At 66.3% G+C, this 18,575-nt stretch carries 21 protein-coding genes and 1 tRNA gene; 2 read left to right on the forward strand and 20 right to left on the reverse strand.

The window, feature by feature from the left end; translation table 11 throughout:
* Positions 1-25: 25 nt before the first annotated feature.
* The 4 genes from AEQU_RS11950 to AEQU_RS09205 all read right to left on the reverse strand — a co-directional run bounded on the left by AEQU_RS11950 (position 26) and on the right by AEQU_RS09205 (position 3,486).
* Complete coding sequence (locus AEQU_RS11950; RefSeq protein WP_022740653.1) at positions 26-328, reverse strand: hypothetical protein; 303 nt, start codon at positions 326-328, stop codon at positions 26-28.
* Between the two features lie 16 nt (positions 329-344).
* Positions 345-2,681: a ferrous iron transporter B gene (gene feoB / locus AEQU_RS09195; protein WP_022740654.1), complete on the reverse strand. Its 2,337-nt coding sequence runs from the start codon at positions 2,679-2,681 to the stop codon at positions 345-347.
* Positions 2,682-2,827: 146 nt separating this feature from the next.
* Positions 2,828-3,058 carry a FeoA family protein gene (locus AEQU_RS09200; protein WP_022740655.1) on the reverse strand — a complete coding sequence of 77 codons (231 nt, stop codon included), beginning with the start codon at positions 3,056-3,058 and terminating at the stop codon, positions 2,828-2,830.
* 146 nt (positions 3,059-3,204) lie between these two features.
* A complete protein-coding gene (locus tag AEQU_RS09205) occupies positions 3,205-3,486 on the reverse strand; it encodes a FeoA family protein (RefSeq protein WP_225885503.1) in 282 nt (93 codons plus the stop codon).
* A 197-nt stretch (positions 3,487-3,683) separates the two neighbouring features.
* On the opposite strand from AEQU_RS09205, the gene thrC reads away from it, so the two are divergent.
* Complete coding sequence (gene thrC / locus AEQU_RS09210; protein ID WP_022740657.1) at positions 3,684-5,258, forward strand: threonine synthase; 1,575 nt, start codon at positions 3,684-3,686, stop codon at positions 5,256-5,258.
* 28 nt (positions 5,259-5,286) lie between these two features.
* Positions 5,287-5,631 carry a winged helix-turn-helix domain-containing protein gene (locus AEQU_RS09215; protein ID WP_022740658.1) on the forward strand — a complete coding sequence of 115 codons (345 nt, stop codon included), beginning with the start codon at positions 5,287-5,289 and terminating at the stop codon, positions 5,629-5,631.
* On the opposite strand, the gene AEQU_RS09220 is transcribed toward AEQU_RS09215, so the two are convergent.
* From AEQU_RS09220 to AEQU_RS09290, 16 genes are all read right to left on the reverse strand, one after another.
* Positions 5,628-5,921 (reverse strand): hypothetical protein, encoded by a 294-nt coding sequence (locus AEQU_RS09220; protein WP_022740659.1) that lies wholly within the window; start codon positions 5,919-5,921, stop codon positions 5,628-5,630. The genes AEQU_RS09215 and AEQU_RS09220 overlap by 4 nt on opposite strands.
* Positions 5,918-6,499, reverse strand: a complete 582-nt coding sequence (locus tag AEQU_RS12330; protein WP_306766846.1) for a DUF192 domain-containing protein — start codon at positions 6,497-6,499, stop codon at positions 5,918-5,920. The genes AEQU_RS09220 and AEQU_RS12330 overlap by 4 nt, the downstream gene beginning before the upstream one ends.
* Positions 6,391-6,837 carry a hypothetical protein gene (locus tag AEQU_RS09225; protein WP_041714675.1) on the reverse strand — a complete coding sequence of 149 codons (447 nt, stop codon included), beginning with the start codon at positions 6,835-6,837 and terminating at the stop codon, positions 6,391-6,393. Before AEQU_RS09225 ends, AEQU_RS12330 begins: the two co-directional genes overlap by 109 nt.
* Positions 6,837-7,277, reverse strand: coding sequence for a hypothetical protein (locus AEQU_RS09230; RefSeq protein WP_022740661.1), 441 nt, complete (start codon positions 7,275-7,277; stop codon positions 6,837-6,839). Before AEQU_RS09230 ends, AEQU_RS09225 begins: the two co-directional genes overlap by 1 nt.
* A 3-nt stretch (positions 7,278-7,280) precedes the next feature.
* On the reverse strand, positions 7,281-9,422 hold the full coding sequence (locus AEQU_RS09235; protein ID WP_158318409.1) for a molybdenum cofactor biosynthesis enzyme: 2,142 nt from the start codon (positions 9,420-9,422) through the stop codon (positions 7,281-7,283).
* Positions 9,373-9,888, reverse strand: a complete 516-nt coding sequence (locus AEQU_RS09240; protein WP_022740663.1) for a TadE/TadG family type IV pilus assembly protein — start codon at positions 9,886-9,888, stop codon at positions 9,373-9,375. Before AEQU_RS09240 ends, AEQU_RS09235 begins: the two co-directional genes overlap by 50 nt.
* 14 nt (positions 9,889-9,902) lie before the next feature.
* Positions 9,903-10,127 (reverse strand): hypothetical protein, encoded by a 225-nt coding sequence (locus AEQU_RS09245; protein WP_041714676.1) that lies wholly within the window; start codon positions 10,125-10,127, stop codon positions 9,903-9,905.
* Positions 10,091-10,333: a class III signal peptide-containing protein gene (locus AEQU_RS12805; RefSeq protein ID WP_022740665.1), complete on the reverse strand. Its 243-nt coding sequence runs from the start codon at positions 10,331-10,333 to the stop codon at positions 10,091-10,093. Before AEQU_RS12805 ends, AEQU_RS09245 begins: the two co-directional genes overlap by 37 nt.
* A 30-nt stretch (positions 10,334-10,363) precedes the next feature.
* Positions 10,364-11,314, reverse strand: coding sequence for a type II secretion system F family protein (locus tag AEQU_RS09255; RefSeq protein WP_022740666.1), 951 nt, complete (start codon positions 11,312-11,314; stop codon positions 10,364-10,366).
* Positions 11,314-12,300: a type II secretion system F family protein gene (locus AEQU_RS09260; protein WP_041714677.1), complete on the reverse strand. Its 987-nt coding sequence runs from the start codon at positions 12,298-12,300 to the stop codon at positions 11,314-11,316. The genes AEQU_RS09255 and AEQU_RS09260 overlap by 1 nt, the downstream gene beginning before the upstream one ends.
* On the reverse strand, positions 12,264-13,595 hold the full coding sequence (locus AEQU_RS09265) for a TadA family conjugal transfer-associated ATPase (RefSeq protein WP_022740668.1): 1,332 nt from the start codon (positions 13,593-13,595) through the stop codon (positions 12,264-12,266). The genes AEQU_RS09260 and AEQU_RS09265 overlap by 37 nt, the downstream gene beginning before the upstream one ends.
* A 12-nt stretch (positions 13,596-13,607) precedes the next feature.
* Complete coding sequence (locus AEQU_RS09270) at positions 13,608-14,924, reverse strand: CpaE/TadZ family protein (protein ID WP_022740669.1); 1,317 nt, start codon at positions 14,922-14,924, stop codon at positions 13,608-13,610.
* Positions 14,921-15,736, reverse strand: a complete 816-nt coding sequence (cpaB, locus tag AEQU_RS09275; protein ID WP_022740670.1) for a Flp pilus assembly protein CpaB — start codon at positions 15,734-15,736, stop codon at positions 14,921-14,923. Before cpaB ends, AEQU_RS09270 begins: the two co-directional genes overlap by 4 nt.
* Before the next feature lie 197 nt (positions 15,737-15,933).
* A tRNA-Val gene (locus AEQU_RS09280) sits at positions 15,934-16,008 on the reverse strand.
* A 163-nt stretch (positions 16,009-16,171) separates the two neighbouring features.
* Positions 16,172-17,392 carry an ABC transporter permease gene (locus tag AEQU_RS09285; protein WP_022740671.1) on the reverse strand — a complete coding sequence of 407 codons (1,221 nt, stop codon included), beginning with the start codon at positions 17,390-17,392 and terminating at the stop codon, positions 16,172-16,174.
* Positions 17,379-18,566, reverse strand: a complete 1,188-nt coding sequence (locus tag AEQU_RS09290; RefSeq protein ID WP_022740672.1) for an ABC transporter permease — start codon at positions 18,564-18,566, stop codon at positions 17,379-17,381. Before AEQU_RS09290 ends, AEQU_RS09285 begins: the two co-directional genes overlap by 14 nt.
* Positions 18,567-18,575 lie beyond the last annotated feature (9 nt).

An 18,575-nucleotide genomic window follows, 5' to 3' on the forward strand; every position in this document is an offset into this window, starting at 1 on the left:
CTTTCACATTGTCTTCGCCAAACGGTTACGGACGGCGCGGGGCCTGATCCCCCACGGCCTTGGCGGCGGCTTGGGCCATGGCCTCGGCCGCCTGGCAGCACGGCGGCATCTCGTCACCGGCACCCGTGCCGTTGATGCGGCTTAAAACGGTCGGTCGAACGGCCGAAGCGCAGTGGGAGCAACCGGCGCAGCCGCCTTCCCCATCGCCGCAGTGGTCGCCGCAGTCGCACAGGCCGCGGCGCGTCATGCGCCGGATGGCGAGCACCGCCAGGGCCAGGATGACCAGAAGGATGACGACGGTGGGGAAATTGAGGCTGAGCTCTTGCATAATGGCTCCTTGCAACTTAGGCGTTCTTTCTCGCCGCTTCAAGCTTGCCCACGCCCTTGGGCTTGGCGGCCGGGCGGAACAGCAGGTACAGCATGCCCGCGGCCACCACGACAGCCAACGCCGTGAACGGGCCGAAGGCGATCTCACCGGCGATAAGGCCGCCGAACTGGTAGATCATGAGGCCCACGCACCAGGCGAAGGCGCACATGTAGCCGATGGCGGCCCAGGTCCACTTCGCCGACATCATCTGGCGACGGATAGTGCCGATGGCCGCGAAGCACGGCGCGCACAAAAGATTGAAGGCGCAGAAGGCCATGATGGCCGCCGAGCTGCCGCCGAGCATGGCGGCAAACGAGGCCCACAGCGACGGGTCGGTCTCGCCGATTTCCTCGCCGAGGCTCGTGATGACGCCCACGGTGGCCACGACATTCTCCTTGGCCACAAGGCCCGTGATGGAGGTGACGGTAGATTCCCAGTTGCCGAAGCCGAGCGGCGCGAAGATCCAGGCGAGCAGGTTGCCGAGGCCGGCCATGAGGCTGTACTGGATATAGTCGTCAACCTCGGGGTCGAGCAGGCCGAAGGAGCCCTCGTAGAAGCCGAAGTTCAGCAGGAACCAGATGACCATAGAGGACAGGAAGATGATGGTACCGGCTTTCACCACGTAGCTGCGCACGCGCTCCCACATGGAAAGCAGCACGTTCTTTACCGTGGGCAGATGGTATTGGGGAAGCTCCATGATGAAGGGGGCGACCTCGCCGGAGAAGGCGCGGAACTTCTTCAGGATGATGCAGGATAGGATGATGGCGAACAGCCCCAGGAAGTAGAAGACGGGGGCGACCCACCAGGTGGCCTCGTAGTCGCCGCCGGCCAGGGCGCCGAAGACGAGCGCGATGATGGGCAGCTTGGCGCCGCAGGGGATCATGGTCGTCGTCATGATGGTCATGCGGCGGTCCTTCTCGTTCTCGATGGTCTTGGTGGCCATGACCGCGGGCACACCGCAACCGGAGGCAATGAGCATTGGGATGAAGGATTTGCCGGACAGACCGAAGCGGCGGAACACGCGGTCCATGATGAAGGCGACGCGGGCCATGTATCCGCAACCCTCCAAGAAACCGAGCAGGATGAACAGCACGATCAGCTGCGGGATGAAGCCGATGACGGCGCCCACGCCGGCGATGATGCCGTCCAGTACGAGCGACTGCACCCAGGGAGCGGCGCCGATGGATTCAAGCCAGCCGCCCACCACGACGGGCACGCCCACGTGGTAGAGGCCGTAGTCGGCCGGATCGGGCTCCTCCAACTCGCCGGCTTCGAAGGCAGCCACGCCCTCGTCGGTCTCGAGGATGCCCTCGAACTCCTCGACAGCGGCTTCGTACTGTTCGGTGCCGGTGTAGAGCCAGCCGTCGCCGAACAGGCCGTCGTTGGCCCAGTCGGTCACGATGGTGCCCACGGTGGACACCGAGATGTAGTACACGAGGAACATGATGGCGATGAAGATCGGGATGCCCAGGATGCGGTTGGTGACCACGCGGTCGATCTTCTGGGTGGTGGTCATGGTCTTCGGGGACTTCCTCACGCAGGCGTCACAGACCTCCGTGATATTGTCGTAACGCTCGTTGGTGATGATGGACTCGGCATCGTCGTCCTCCGCATCTTCCAGACGCTCGCGGATGGCGGCGATCTTCGAGAGCGCGGCGGCCGGCAGGTTCAGCGCGTCGATGGTGAGCTGCTCGCCTTCCAGGAGTTTGATGGCGTACCAGCGGGCGTGGCGGCCCTTGATGGCCGCGCCGGCCACGTCGATGACCTGGGCTAAGGCCTCTTCCACCTCGTTGGTGAAACGCAGGGTGGTCGCAGGGGCGGCGCCCTTCTTGCCCGCCTCGATGGCGGCCTTCACGACCTCCTCCATGCCGCGGCCCTTGAGCGCCGAGGTCGGCACCACCGGGCAGCCCAAGCGCTTGGCAAGGGCATCGACGTCGATCTTATCGCCGTTTTTCTCCACGAGATCCATCATGTTGAGGGCCACGACGGTGGGGATGCCCAGATCGATGATCTGGGTGGTGAGGTAGAGGTTGCGCTCGAGGTTCGTCGCGTCCACCAGGTTGATGACCGCGTCCGGTTTGCCGCTCATGAGGTAGTCGCGGGTGACGATCTCCTCGGGGGTGTAGGGCGAGAGCGAGTACACGCCGGGCAGGTCGGTGACGACCACCTCCTTATCGGCGCGGTAGCGGCCCTCTTTTTTCTCAACGGTCACGCCGGGCCAGTTTCCCACGTACTGGTTCGCGCCGGTCAGATCGTTGAACATGGTCGTCTTGCCGCAATTGGGGTTGCCGGCAAGGGCAATGTTGATAGCCATGATCAGCCTTTCCTTCTCCAAAAAACCGTTGTTCGCCGGGCCCTTCTCGCGCCTCCCAATGCGCGCCGCGGCGAAGACAGAAGTTAGATAAAACTAACTAGAGGGGAGAAAAAATGCGCCCTCGGGCGCAGGGGGGTGCGGTTCCCCTAGGATACGAGCACGTTTTGCGCCTCGTCCTTGCGAAGCGACAACTCGAACCCGCGGACAGTCACCTCGATGGGGTCTCCCAAAGGCGCCACCTTGCGCACGTAGATACCGGTGCCCTTGGTGATGCCCATATCCATGATGCGGCGCTTGATGGCGCCCTCGCCCACCAGGCGGCGCACCGTCGCCGATTGCCCCACGGGCACATCGCGCAGGGTCTTGTCCTCAGCCATGTTCTTCCTTTCTGTCCTCTCGGCGATTCCGGTTGATTGGGTCGGCACGACAACGTAGGCGCCCCGCGGCGTCCGTCATTGCGATCGCGCGACGACGCGAACGCCTCTTGACGCCCATCTTTGCGGGCGCGAACGGGCGTGCCTTCTTATGAAACGATGATCTTCGCGGCCACCGATTTATCGAGCGCCACACTCGCGCCCTTGATCTCCACGATGAAGTTTCCTGCCTGCTCGGAAACGACGGACACCTTCGCTCCCTCGACAAACCCGAGGTTCTCGAGATGATGGTGCACATCGCCCTTTCCCCGCACGCGGACAACTTGAGCGGCATCGCCGCGACGCAGGAACGTCAGCGGCATCGGCTGGCACGACGCGCCCGCGCTGCTGGCCCGGCAGACGGCGCTCTCCATAACCATCGCATTGCTCATGATGACTCCAATCAATGTTAGCTGCATGCAACATTGTATTGTAGCCAAAAGTTAGACTATGTAAACCCTAAAAGTTTGCTTTTTCATACTTTGTCACGTGAGCGCGAAACTCGCACAGTCCGCCTGAAACGCCCCTCCAAAGAGCGGGCGACGTGGTATCCTTTATCCTATCTGACCTCTTTGAAGAAGGATGATTCATGGCGCAACGCATCGATCGGGCCGCCTCGTTCGGCCAGAACCTGTACGTGGACACGCGTGGAGCAGCCGGCGAGCCGGTGCCTTTCACCCAAGCCGTCATCAACGGCCTGGCCCAAGGCGGCGGTCTCTACGTTCCCGAAGAGCTGCCGACGCTGAGCCTTGACGAGATCTGCGCTCTGGCGCGTCTCCCCTACGCCCAGCGGGCGGCCGCCATCTACAAGGCGTTCAACGTCGACCTGCCCGACGAGGCCATCGACGAGCTCATGGGCCGCGCCTATGGCGACAATTTCGACGATGAGGCCATCTGCCCTATTACCTCACTGGACGAGAGCACCCACATCCTGGAGCTGTGGCACGGGCCGACGAGTGCCTTCAAGGACATGGCCCTGCAGTGCCTACCCCACTTCTTCTCGGCCAGCGCCGAGAAGCTGCGCGAGGAGGGGACGCTCGATCACGAGTTCATGATCCTCGTGGCCACCTCCGGCGACACCGGCAAGGCCGCCCTGGAGGGTTTCAAGGGCGTAGACGGCGTTTCCATCGGGGTGCTGTTCCCCGATGGCGGCGTGAGCGACATCCAGCGCAAGCAGATGGTCACCACCACCGGAGACAACGTGCAGGTGTGGGCCGTGCGCGGCAATTTCGACGACTGCCAGACCGGCGTCAAGCACGCCTTTGCCGATGAGAAGTTCGCCGAGAAGTTGCTGGACGAGTACCGCATCGCCCTTTCCAGCGCCAACTCCATCAACTGGGGGCGGCTGCTGCCTCAGGTGGTCTATTACATCTCCAGCTATGCCGAACTCGTGGCGGCGGGCAAGATCGAAGCCGGATGCCCCATCGACGTGTGCGTTCCCACGGGCAACTTCGGCAACATCCTGGCCGCTTGGTACGCCAAGCAAATCGGGGTGCCCATCGAACGGCTGCTGTGCGCCAGCAACGACAACCGCGTGCTCACCGACTTCATCAACACCGGCACCTACGACATCTCCGACCGCGAGTTCATTCTTACCTCCTCTCCCTCGATGGACATTCTCGTCTCCTCCAACCTCGAGCGCCAGCTCTTCGAGCTCACGGGCCGCAATGGCGAGGCTATTCGCCAGTGGATGGCCGATCTGGCCGACGCCCGCTGCTTCCGTGTAGACGCCGAGACGTTCCACCGCGTGCGGGAGAACTTCAGCGCCGATTCCGTGGACAACGCCACCTGTCTCGCCACCATCCGCGAAGTGCTCGACGCCCACGACTACCTGCTGGATCCCCACACCGCCGTGGCCTACGCCGCCGCTCAGAACCTGCGCGGCGAGAACCCCGTCCTCATCGCCTCCACGGCCCACTGGGCAAAATTCGGCAACAACGTCTACCGGGCGATTCACGGCATCGAGCCTTCTGGCGAGCTGCCCGCGGACGTGGCCGCGCTCACCGGTTGCGAGCTGAACAAGCTCATCGCCGAGGAAACGGGCAAGCATCACATCCCCGCCGGACTTGCCAACCTGGATACAATGCAAGTACGATTCACCGAAGTTATCGACAACGACGTCGAGGCCATCGAGGACGCCGCCGAGGCGTTCCTCACCCGCTAGGCCTCCCGGGAACGGAAGCGATGCCATCATGGGCCAGTTGAAGAACCTCTCCACCACCGTCCGCCTCACCGTGGCGAACCCCTCTTCCGAGAACAAGTCCGCCTTCGGACCGGGCATCGCCAAGCTCTGCCTGGGCGTGCGCGAGATGGGCTCCCTCAACGCGGCCGCCAAGGGCATGCGCATGGCCTACAGCAAGGCCTGGCGCATCATCAAAGACACCGAGGAGACACTCGACGTGCAGCTCCTCCTGCGCGACGGGGCTCACGGCTCCACGCTCACCGAGGACGGAAACCGCCTCCTCGATGCCTACCTGGCCATCGAGGAGCACCTCTCAGCCGAGGCCGATCGTCTCTTCAAGGAGATGACCCGCTAGACGGGCTCGATCTCTATGGTAAGCGAACTCCCCCGGGGCTGAAGCCCCTCGGAGCGCACGCGCAGACGCCAGCCAGGAACGCTCATCTCCTGGGCGGTGGGGGCGGCAGAACCGCCTTCGCCGCCTCTGCTGGCAGCGCACTCCCCTTCCCCTCCATCTACGGGCCAGGGCACTGCCTTCGCAGAGCGGGCCGCCTCGAGAGCCGGATCGCTGCCGAAACGGTACAGGCACCCGAAGCACGTATCCATGTCATCGAACAGGGTGCTCTCGCAAACTGGGCAGATTTTCATCGATGTCTCCTTCTCTTGGTTTCGTTCTTAACCGCTCCTCTGCCGCCCGACGTTTCCGGAGCGGCCTGAGTTCTTGCGAGAGCGGGCGCCCTCGGCTTTCTGCGTCGCGGAGCATCGGGGAGCAGGCACACATCGCCTCGGACGAACCAGGGCCCCGGCCGGGCAAAGCGCTCCACTACCGCCCAGGCTCGACCGCAACGCAGGCGCGCCCCCGGCAGCACGAGACGATGAACCGCTATCACCCGGCCCCTCCTGTCGAGAAAGGCAACGTCCAGAGGATGCCGCATCGTCAGCGTGTGCACATCGCGACAGCGCGGGAACACCATGACCGTAGAATCCGGCCTGCGTCCCGCCAATCCGCGCAACCGCAGAAGCGGACTTGAAGCTACCACCCATCGGCCCTCGAAGGGGGCGCGATCGCCATCCCTTACCGTGCAAAGACGCGCAAACGCCGTTTTTGCGTCTCCCCTCATCCCATCGGCGCATTTACTTGAAGGACCACGCATAGCACGTCGCCCACCCATGTGCAGCTGAGTGCGAGCCATGAGCACCGCCCTCCTTCCTTGACTCCCGTCCATACTCCTTCTTGGCCACTGGCTACCAGTGCCCACCCGCGTTCCTCCAGCTCGCCAACGAGGCGATTGGGCAGGCCGTCCCCCTCCTCAACGAAGGAGACCACCGACCAGTCGTCGTTGGCCCGCAGCTCCTCGCGACCGTCCACATCAACCACTTCCTCGGCGAACCAGTTGGGGGCCTCCCACGCCGCGCGCAGACCGACGTCGGGCTCAAGCTCCCCTGGCGCCCCGGGCAGCATGGCCTCCCCCATCGGTTGCCCCAAAGCCAGAGCGAGCAGGGGGGCCAGGACAAGCGCGAGGGCACACCCGAATCGACGGCGCCATGTCTTCCCGGCACCCATCAGAGCAGCACCCCCGGCCGATAGGCGTCCACCGTCAGATCGACTTCGTGGACGAGCCTCGGAAGCGAGACACCGAACACCTCGTCTTTAAGCCCCAGCCCGAAAAGCGTAGGGGCAAAGGAGAGACGTCCGCAATAGCGCTGATAGGAGCCTGCCCGCCCCTGAACCGTTACCTCGATTGCCAGGTTGGAAGTACCCAAAGCCCCCTCCAGCTCGCTTTCCACAAGAGCGGCCACCTCGGCCGGCCCCTGGCCCGCATCGGGCGACGGAGCATAGGCGCAGATGGCTTGACGGGCCAGCTGGTCAAAAGCCGCGCATGCCTCGAAAAACGACAGCGCGTTCACGACGATGACGGCGAGCACAATGGCCACGGGAAGGACGACAGCCAGCTCGACGGTAGCCTGACCCGCATCCCCGCGCTCCTTTCGCAGAACGTCCATAGCTCACTCCCATCTCTCGAGATACGTCGGAGCGCCGACGATGTTGCGCAGGGCTGCGAAAGCGCCATCGACAAGTCCGGTCGCTCCTTCGGCCAAGGTGGCGGGGAGGGTCACCGTCAACGGAACCGAGACCCCTGTCAGAGGAATCTCGACAACCGCAAGGGTGATCTCCAGGGAGGCCAAGCGCTGATAGGCCTCGTCGCTCACCCGCTCCGCTAGCAAACCGAGGGCATCGCTGGAGGCCTCGGGGCGCGCCAATGCCTGCTCGCGCAGAGAGAGGTACCGGGCTGACCAGTCGCCGCCGCCAGCGCGCGCCACGGCTTCCGTACCGGCAAGAACTGGCTTGAGGGGAGCCGTGTCGGCCGGCTCGAGGCCCACCGCCTCGAGCCCTTCGCGAAGGCCATTGGCGGCCCACTCTCCCAATCCCGTCGAGCCGGCGAGCGGTATGCCCGAAAGCACGGCCGCCACCCCGTTTTTCAACCCTTCGGTGCCGCTGCTATAGGCCTCCAGGACGCCGGCCCATCCGTCCAGCACCAAACCGCCGACGCCGGAGAGAGCAGAGCCCGACCCCGACAGATCGTCGAGCAAGTCGCCTATCACCGACGCCTCCTCGCCCTCGTCCCGGATGAGCGTCGCCGCCGACACCGCGGCCCGAGTGCCCAGCGTGCCCGAGGGCGCAAAAGCGCTCTCGAAGGCGGTCGGCTCCGACGTTCCCGTCGAGACGACGAAGGCGATGCACCCCGCCGCTCCGGGAGGATCCGCTTTAATGCGGAAGGCGCCCGCATCGCCGAGCGCGGCCAGAACCTCGTCCAAAAGGCCCTCCGCGTTGCCCTTCGCCGCGCGACTCAGCGGCTCAGCATCCGCTCTCGCCTTCTGGTAGTCGGCAGCAGCCTGGGCGACGGCGTCGTAGTGGTACTCGAACCCATTGTCGATGGAGGTGGAGGCCGAGGCCACCGATCCTAAGGCGCTCGCTGTGAACTTGCAGGCAGGGCAGGTTTCGAAGGAGCCGGACTCCCACTCCTCGGCCGACCCGTAATAGTCCACGAGCCCCGCCTCCGGGCAGCCGTCCCAGGCATGCATCACCGGCAGCTCTCCATCGACGGTCACCGGGTAGACGGGCTCGGTGTACAGCCGCGTGGCCCGCATCTGCTCGGTGTTCCGCGGAAAGCGGGGGAACGACGCTGAGAAGCCGTCGGCCGTCTCGTGGACGAAGGCCTCGCGCAGCTCGCTTACGGCATAGGCGTAGAATCGCTTGCGCAGGGCGCTGCGGGCCTGCTCCTCGGCAGAGTCCGAGGCAGGACGCTCGCTCAGCAGCCGCTCGCGGTAATAGACTCGCGCCCGTTCGAGAGGCACGGAGAACGACCAACTGTCCACCGAGGCGAACAGAGGGTTATCGGCACCGCTCAGCCCTGCGAGGCGCCCCGCGCGCTCGTACATGCAATAGGACGGATTGTCGCCGCAGTCGCGGGCGAAACCCCGGGCCCGGGCTTCCTCGGCGGCACGCGCCGCCTCCTCGGCCCGGGACGCCGCCTCGGCAAGCTCGCCCTCGCCCGCTTCCACGGCCTCCTCCATGGACTCCTCGACCGCGCTCGCCCCTGACGCAATAGACGATCCCTCGCCGGGCAGCAGCAGGGCCATGGCCGCATAGCCGCTCCCCTCACCATTGGCCGCCGTCACCGCCGCACCGTTGGCCGCCGCGAGAAACGGCAGCGCCCGCTGCAGCGCCTCCAGCCCCTCGCAGGCCTTCTGGGAGAACGCGTCGCGCGCCTTGAGCACCTTCTGGCCGGCCGAAACGAGCTGGCTACCCAACTCTGCCGCCGGCGGGACGCACAGGGCGACGACGCCGGCCCCGTACGCAATGTCCCCCAGAAGCGTGAGTGACAGCACGGCGGCATCGGCCACGCGCACGGCCACCATGAACTCGGCCACGGGGTTTAAGGCCGCGCATGCGGCGGCATCGGCCACCTCCTGCACCTCGGCACCAGCGGCGTGGATGCGGTACACCTGAGCCGCTGAGAACAGCAGCGACAGAGTGACGAGCAGCGCCACGGCCATGCCGGCCGTCGTCGAGCCCTCCTCGTCGCGGAATATCGACTTACCCTTCATGGTGCCATTCACCTGCCTTTCCATTGACGCTCGCGCCATTCAATGATTCCTGAGCCCACGAGGCGCGCGTCGGCGCCGTCGCCGTCACCTCCACCACTAAGTTGCCCCGCTCGTTCACCATCCCGAGCAGCGTCGCCCCTCCATCCAGCAGGGGAAGCGGCCTCACCTCCGTCCGCACGGTCACCCGCGCGACATCCGCCGCACCACCGCCCTCGCAGCGCACCTCCCATGTGCAGCCGGAGTCATGCACGTGGAAGACGTCGAGGGGCGGGATCGCCCCCAAGCGGCGGCGCACGTACTCCTCGCAAGTCGCCGCATCGCCGTCGCTCGTCGCCAGAAGCCGGCAGCCCTCGGCCGCCGCACCGGCCATGACCATGCGGTCGTACAGCACGATGCCCGGCTGCACGAGCAGAAGAACGAGCAGGAAAACCACCGGCAGGGCCACGGCGGCCTCCACCGTCGACTGGCCGCGCGCATCGCGAGCCCTCGCACCCATCCGCCCCATTGCCTCGCACCTCCTTAAAACACGAGCACATCGGCGATCCACGTGGCCGCCCCAGCGAGATGATGCGACGCCGAGGCGAGCCCATGATCGACGAAAAGCCCCTGGGACAAGGCCCGCCAGAGCGCCGCCCCGGCAACAATCACGCATAGGAAAGCCGCCGCGACGATGGCGTACTCCACCGTGCCCTGACCGCGCTCGTTTCCTAAAGGCTGTTTATTCCCGAGGCGATGGCGTCCCAAAGCTCTTGCAGCTTTGGCCGGAACAGGGTGATAGCGATGATGGCAATGACCACGAGCACCCCAACGAGAATGGCGTACTCGGTCGTCCCCTGGCCGCGCGTGTCCGCCAAGCACGAGCGCACCGCGGCGCACCACGCGCGTGTGCGCCGATCGACCGCCTCCCGCGCACCCGCTACTTTTCTCACAACGGATTCGAGCCTCTTCATGTCGCACTTCCTTTCTCGTTCGTTTCATCTTCAAAAGCCCCCCGCCAATTCCAGGAGCACCGGCCCCAGCACGAGCATGAGCATGGCGGGCAGGATGAGCACGCCGGTGGGAACCATCATCTTCACCGGCGCCTTCGCCACCGCCTCCTGGCGACGCGCCTTGTATCCGCTGCGAGCCTCCCGCGCCGCGTCCTCCAAGTTGTCGGCCATAGTCGCGCCGAAGCGCAGGGAGCGCACAATGTTCTCGATCACCCGGGCGAGCAGCGGGGAGGCGTAGGAGTCGGCCACCTCGCGCAGCGCCTCCGGCCGCGATGCCAGGCCGCAGGCCCATTGGCGCTGGGCGCTTCGGAACGCATCGGCCAACTGCGTGCGGAAATACCCGGTGTACAAATCGAGGCTGCGGTCGAAGGACATTCCGCTGCGCATGCCGAGCGCCACCACGTCGAGCATCTCGGACAAGTCGCATTCCATGGCCTCGGCTCGCCGGCAACTTCGCCGCTTCACCGCCCAGGGCAACGCCCTCCACCCGGCGGCGGCGCCGATGACAGCGAGCAGAGCCGCCAGCTCGGTCGTCGCCGTCAGCCCCACTGCACCGCCGAGAACCGCGCCGCCGAGCATCAGGCGCACTCGCGCCTCCCCATAGCCCGCAGGCGACAGCGCGCCGCCAAGACCGGCTGCGGCCAAGCGACGGTCGGGCAAGGGCCGCTCCCGTAGAGACGACGGCGACAGGAAGCGGAACAGCGGACTTCGGGCCCGCTGGGACAGCTCCGCCGCATAGGCGACTATCCGCGCATCCACTCCTTCTTCCCCGACTGCTGCGGCACGGCCGGCCTGGAGCGCGGACGACCCTTCCACCACCGCCGCGCGATGACGGATGCGACGCCGCCATGCCCCGACGATGCGCGAGGCCATACCTCCGAGCAGCGCCGCCGAGCCGACCGCAACGACCGCCGCCGCTCCCTGCGCCCAACTTACATCCATCACGACCGCCTCCCGCCCGCGTCCAGTATCCGATGCACCAAGACGACGCCGGCCACCTGCATGACCAGAGCCGCCGCCAGAAGAGCCATACCCGCCATGCTCTCGAAGAACGGCGAGAGGAAACCGGGGCTCATAAGCGAGAACAGGGCGATAAGCACGAACGGCATCGCCGTGACGATGCGCGCTGACAGCTGGGCCTGGGCCGTCTGCACCTTGAGGGAGCGGGCAAGATCGATCTCGCTTTCCACCGACTCCCGGGCCGCATCGAGCACCGCCGCAAGACTGCCGCCGCTCCGATGCTGCACGTCCAGGGCAACGGCCACGAAAGCGAGTTCCGGCACATCGGCCCGCTGACGAAACAGCGCCAGCGCCTCCGAGGCCGTGCCCCCCGTCTGAAGCACCAGGGCCGCCGAGAGGAACAACTCGCCGAGAGGACCCTTCATCTCCGAGGCCGTCTGTTCCAGCGTCTGCATGAGGGAGAGCCCCGCCCGAAAGCACACGCCCAACGAGCGCAGCGCATCGGGAATCTCGTCTCTCAAGGCGGCCTCGCGCCGTTCTGCATCGTTTTTCACCGCAGCGCAGAGCGCCACCAGGGCGCACCCCGCCACCGCCGCCCCGAATACCGGCGATGCGGCCACCACCCAGCCGGCGACAAGCAAGGCAAGGCAAGCGCCCAGAACCAGCGAGAGCAAGGCGTCGGACGTCGAGGCATAGCCCCGCTGCTCCAAGGCCATCCGCGCCCACAGGACATAGCGCCGCACCGGCTCGCGGCGCAGGAGCGCCTCGGCGACCGGCCGCAAGCCCGAAACCCCGTGGCGCAAGCGCCAAGCAAGTCCGGGGTGGGCGACTCCCCGACCGCCTTCGGCCGCAAGGGCCCAGGTGCGGCGAAGGCGCTCATGCCGAACCGTCGCAAGCCGCGCGACCAGATATCCCGCCGCCCCCGACGAGGCTACGCCGACTGCCGCAAGTCCAACGACCGCATCCATGCCTTCACCTCCCGTCTGTCCGCCAGGCCCATGGGAGCCAGCCGGTCGACCCACTGCGGATAGTCCAGCCAAAAGCCCGCTTCCTGGCCCACTTCCCACCGGTACAGCGTGCGAACGACGCAGCGGCGGCGCCCGTGGTCGAAGGACACCTCGGCGATCTCGGAGATGCAGCGGGCGCCCCCAGGACGGCGCGCCGTCTGCACGATCAGATCTAAAGCGTTGCCGATCTGCGCCTCGATGGCATCGGGAGGCAGCTCCACGGCGAACCGCACCATGGTCACCAGGCGCTCCACCGCCTCGCGCGGGGCGTTGGCATGCAGCGTCGTCAGCGATCCGTCGTGGCCCGTGTTCATGGCCTGCAGCATGTCGATGGCCTCGTCGGAGCGGCATTCGCCCACGATGATGCGATCGGGCCTCATGCGCAGGGCGTTCACCACCAACTCCCGTATGGTCACCTCGCCGGTGCCCTCGGCGTTGGGCGCCCGAGCTTCCAAGCGCACCACGTGGGGGTGCTCGTCGAACTTCAATTCGGCGGCATCCTCGATGGTGATGACGCGCTCCTCGTGGGAGATATGGCAGGAAAGGGCGTTCAAGAGCGTCGTCTTGCCGCTGCCCGTGCCACCGGAAACCGCAATGGAACGGCGCGACCCCACAGCCCAAATGAGAAACTGCTCTACCGTCTCGTCGAACGAACCTCTCGCTTTCAGCTCGGCCAGCGTCATGACGCGCCGCGTGAAGGCGCGAATGGTGAGCAGCGGCCCATTGAGGGAGAGCGGCGGCAGCACCGCGTTGACGCGATGGCCCTGGGGCAAGCGGGCGCTGGCCATGGGCGACGATTCGTCGACCCGCCGGCCCAAAGGGCCTAAAATGCGATCGATGAGCGCCCGCACCTGCTCGTCGCTCTCGAAGCTCACGCTCGCTCGGGACAGGCGGCCGTCGCGCTCTATGTACACGCTGTCCGTTCCGTTGACCATGATCTCGGTCACCGTCTCGTCGGCAATCAGATCCTCCAGCGGCCCGAGCCCGAACACCGTGCTGATCAGGCCCTCCACCAAGTCGCGGAACACCGCGGGCGCAAGCGCCTTCCACGGATCTCGCGTCGAGAGCCTCCGGCAGGCGGCCCGGATCTCGTTGCGCGCCCGCTCCGGGCTGTCGACGGCGATGAGCGCGACCCTATCCAGGGGAACCAGCTCGCCCACGGCCATCCGCAAGGACTCGAGCCCCGTTGCCACGCGCTCATCGTCTTGCTGCTCGCGGGCGTCTTCCGCCACGCGAACCCATTCCAGAAGAGACATTTCCTCACCTCCTTACGATGCGTCCTTGGCCAAGGCGGCCTCGCGACGGCTCGTGCGACCCTTGCGTTTTCGCTGCTTGCCCCGCAACCCCGCGTCTGCCTTGGGCGCCAAGCCGATGCGGGCGAGAGGAGCCTGCACCCCCGCACTTGCAGGACGAGAAGCCAAGGGCAGCAGCTCGTCGAGAACACCCTCAATGCTTATGCACAAAGGGCTCGAAGCTTCTACCAGGCTCTGCGCCATGCCCGCGCCGAGCAGCTCCTCCACTTCGCGACCGCCGTCGGCCAGCTCCGCTACATGGGCCCCATCCAACGCACTGGACACGTCGATGGACGTGAAGGGCGCATGACGCGTGCAGCGGTTCACGGCGAGCAGAAACGATCCCGTTGCAATGCCGCAGCGCAGGCACAAATCGAGGGCATGGCGGCAGGCACGTACCGAGGAGGCGCGCTGGTCGACGAGGAACAGGGAGGCGGCAGCCCGCTCCAGCAGAAGGAGATGCACGTCGTCCCAGCCGCCTCCCGTGTTCGCAACCACGAAATCGAAGGAGGCGACGAGGACGTCGATGACCGATCCCATGGAGGCCGCTACGACCTCCGAGCGCTCCAGTGCCCGCGGGGCGCTGACAAGCACCAGCGGCGCCCCACTCAGCTCGTCGGGCACTGCTCCCGTTCTCGCAACTTCTTCAGCCGGCACCGACGGAGCGTCTCCCATCAGGGCCGCGAGATCCCCAAACTGCAGATCAGCGTCGAGCAGCGCCGTGCGCAGGCCGCGCCGAGCCCCGAGAAGGGCCGCAAGGGTCGCCACCGTGCTCTTACCCGCACCACCGCTCCCGCTCACCACCGTCAGCAGAAAGCCCGCGCGATTCTCTTCCGGCGTTTTTGCCGTCGTGAGAGCTTGTCGGACGCCTTCGGAGTCGGGTAGCGCCAGCGCGACGGATTCCCCATCGCCCCTGTCGCCATCGATGTTGCGCGCAGCTTCTTTCAGCAAACGCTCCCCCAGCTCCGCGGGGGACACGATGCCGTCCAGCTCGGCGGTCTGAGCCCGGGAGGCCACCGATCCCGTGCGATCCGCCGTCACAAGATAGACGGCCGTCTGCGGACTGTCGCGCTTGCAGGCCGCAGCGAGATTAATGGGCTCTGCCCCTTCGCAGCACGACACCCACACGGTATCGAAATACTCCTCGTTGACGCGCCGACGAGCCGAAACCGCCTCGGCGCACACTTCCACAGCCAGCTCCTCCAACACCGAAGAAAGCGAGGTTGCGCCGTCTTCCGCCATCGGCAGACTCTCGCCGTGGCCGCAGAGCAAGTAACGCTTGCGCTTCGTCATAGGTTCGCTCCTTCCCCCGTCGCCCCATTCTCAGGCGCCGCCGGTTGCCCAGAAGCGGAAGGCGCCTCGGCGGCGGGGCCCTCCACAGGCGTCTCCGCCGAAGCCGACGGCTCTGCCGCCTCCTGCCCCTGAGGCGCCGCTTCGCGAACCTCCCCTTCCGTCGAACCGTCCGATAGCGCGCTGCCGCCTAAAGCCGGCAGCGCGAAATAAAGTTCCAAGTTCTGCGCCGCCGCCACGACCTCCTGCACCCGCTCGGGCTCGACGGCCAACGTAACCCACTCCGCCGTCGCCCCCGATTCGGACGCAGCGCTCGTGGCCAGCACCAGAGCGCCGCCCACCAGCTTGGTCGTGGACACGGGGCCCGTGGCGTACACGTCCACTTCCATACCCGGCTCCACCGAACCACCCACGGCCTGCACGGGCCGCGCCGGCACGCTGATGGCGGCCATGCCCGCAGGCACCGCCAGTTCGGAGTCGGACACCTCGGTGCGCCGGAAGCAGAGGACTTCCCCCTTGATGACGTTCGAACCCAGACGTCTACCGATGATTTGGGAGGAATCAGTCACGGCAGTGTCGGGCAGAAGATCGGCCACCCACATCTTCGTGACGACGGCCGAGGCGTCCACCACCTCGCCCGCCGCCAAGTCGCGCTTGGCCACGCACACTTCCACCTGATCGCCCCCATAGCGCTCAAGCGCCTCGGCTCGGGCCGCGTCCACCTCCCCGCGCACGCTGGCCAAGTAGAGGGCCACGCACAACGCGCAGCACAGCCCGCAGGCCAGAGCACCCCATTTCGTCTTGTTGATTGCCATCGCTTCTCCTGACTTTCGGAAACGATGACATCATGCAAGATCACGACCGTAAAAATGACGCGGGAATGTCCCGTTTCGTTCCTCGCGCCGACCGTCATGGAGTCGCATCCTCGACCGCACTGGCGTCCCAAGGGCGAGGGGAATGCCAGGGCAAACAAGAAAGCCCCAGGCAACTCGGGGCTTTCTGCTTCAATTCATGGTGGTCGCGGAGGGATTTGAACCCCCGACCTTGTGCTTGTAAGGCACCTGCGCTCCCGCTGCGCCACGCGACCGAACATATTACGCGCCTAAATGCGCGAGTCCGTATTGTGCCACAAGTTCCCCGCCGGAGCAAATGGAAAGCAGGGCGCCGAGACGATAGCGCATCCCGCGCACCTCGCGGCACAGCGCCCACGGCGCAGCGTGCGGCGCGATCCCGGCACGGCGCCCACGGCTCTACCTCGGCACAGCGGCCGCGGCATTGCCGCCGGCGTCGTCGCTGGTCGCGCGCATCCGGCCCACCACGAGCGCCGTAACGAAGACGGCCGCCGCGAACAGCAAGAGCACGCCGACCGCAAGCGCGACGCCTTCCGCCGCCGACCCCGTCGCGTCGCCCACTGCCGCGCGCAGGCCCTCGCCGAGCCAGTACACCGGCGTGAAGGTGGCCACGACGCGCACCGCCTCGGGCATAAGATCCAGGCTGATCCACGTGCCGCCTAGAAACGTCAGCACCATGCCGGTGATGTTGCCCACGGTGTTCGACACACTCTCGCCGCAGCCCAGCTGTCCCAGCAGAAACGCGATGGCCAGCGGGATGAGCACGAACACGAGCTCCACCGCCAACACGCAGGCAAGATCGGCCGGTGCGAGGGTGAATGCGGAATAGCCGAATGCGACAAGGCCGATGCCCATGATAACGGCCCACACGAGAAGCGCCACGACGAGCCCCGCCGCCGCCTTCTGCAGCCCCAGACCCAAGCCCGAGGTGGAGGAGACGGCAACGCGCCGCCGCACGTCGGTGCGGTTGAAGGCCCCCATGAGAATGCCCACCGACACCACCACGGCCACCGTGAGCGGGTAGGCGCTCCACATAAGGTAGAAAACGAAGGCCTCGCTCCCCACCGCCGCACCCGGGACGGAAACCTCCTCGATGCGCGGCTCCTTCTGCGCGGAGGCCTCGGCCTGGGCCACCAGCGCCTCCGGCGATGCGTCCGGCTCGAGCACCGCCGCGGCCCGCACCAGCCCCAGATACTGGTTCACCTGGGTATCGACCAGCGTGGCCGCCATCGATTGGAAGCTGAACACCGTCTCAAGATGCGGGCCGTCGCCGCCGTCGCGGGCCGCCGCCAGGTAGCCCTCCTCGAACCCGGCGGGCACGATGAGCAGATAATCCACCAAGCCCGTGGCCACGGCATCCTGGCAGGCCCGCGCCTCGTCGGCCACCTCAACCGACGTTCCCCGCTCTTCGAGGAACGCCGCCACCGAGCGCGACAAGTCGCTTTGATCCCGATCGATCACCGCGAAGGGCACCTCGGCCGACTCATAGCCCGCACTTGTCGCCGGCGGGTACACGCCGCTGGTGATAAACAGGCCCATGAGGCTCAAAAAGCCCACGTACACCAGCAGATAGATGGGATGCTTCGCCACCACTTCCAAGGCATATCTACAGGCTTGCATAGCGCTGCCTCCTCACGAACAGGGCCCCTACGGCGAACAGCGCAGCCGAGAACAGGCCGATGAGCGCCACGTTCCCCGCGAACACCTCCAGCCCGTCGTAGTAGTACAGGCTGTAGAACATATCGCAGATGGCCTTCGCCGGGTTCAGCGAGGCCAGCACGGGGAATTCCCGCGAGACCATGTCGGCCAGCTCCATGCAGGGCTCGCCGTAGAGCCCCGTGAACAGCGAGAGCAGGCACACCACCCCGGTGAGAATGCCCGTCTTCGATCCCACATCCAACTTGGGGAGTGACCCGAGCGCCGTGCCCAGGGCGCAGGCGAGCAGCGATGCGGCGCCCAGTCCCGCCACGCACAGGCCCTCGCGGCCGGCGAAGTCGACCCCCACGACAAAACGCGTGTACAGAAACGCGATGAGCAGGCAGCAGAACGACAGCAGCCAGCAGGCCAGAAGCGTCGCCAGAAGCGTGCGCGTGCGCCCGATGGCCCCCAGCGCCCGCCGCGCGCCCAACGGCGAGAGGTTCGGCTGGGTCCAGCAAACGGCCACCACGGCGATCTGGGCGCCGAACAGGGCCGCCATGGCGAACAGCGCGTAGTAAAAGCGCACCGACTCCTTGGGCGCGGCGTGGGTGAGCGAGACCTCCTCAGTCGCATCGACGCTCGAGAACAGCGCCTCCAGACGGCCCGGATCGGCGAAGGCCCCGGGGTTCTCGCGGGCGACGGATGTCATCAGGTCGGCATCGCGCACATAGGTGCCCACCACTGATTCCAGGATGCTGCGATCGATGGCGTCCATATCCGTCGTCTGGCCGATCTGCAGCCCCGGCGCCAGGGACAGCACCGGCTCGCCGTCCTCGTCGACGGAGAACACCCCCATCACCTCGCCGTCGACGAGGGCCGATGCGGCCGCCTCCCCATCGGCGAAGCGGCGCACGTCCAGCAACTGATCGTCGCCCCTTTCCCCCAGCGCCTCCGCCACCGCTGAAAACGGCGACGCGCCCCACGCCTCATCGGCCACCACGCCGGTGGGCACGGGGTCGAACTCCATGGCGCCGTCCAAGTTCGCGAACATGAACATGAAGATGGTCGCCATGAGGATGGGGAAGGCCAAAGACCAGATGAACAGGCTCTTCTCGCGAACGAGCGCCCGCAACGTGCTTGCGAACAACGTGCCCATAGCCCGCTC

The organism is Adlercreutzia equolifaciens DSM 19450 (genome assembly GCF_000478885.1).
Taxonomy (GTDB): domain Bacteria; phylum Actinomycetota; class Coriobacteriia; order Coriobacteriales; family Eggerthellaceae; genus Adlercreutzia; species Adlercreutzia equolifaciens.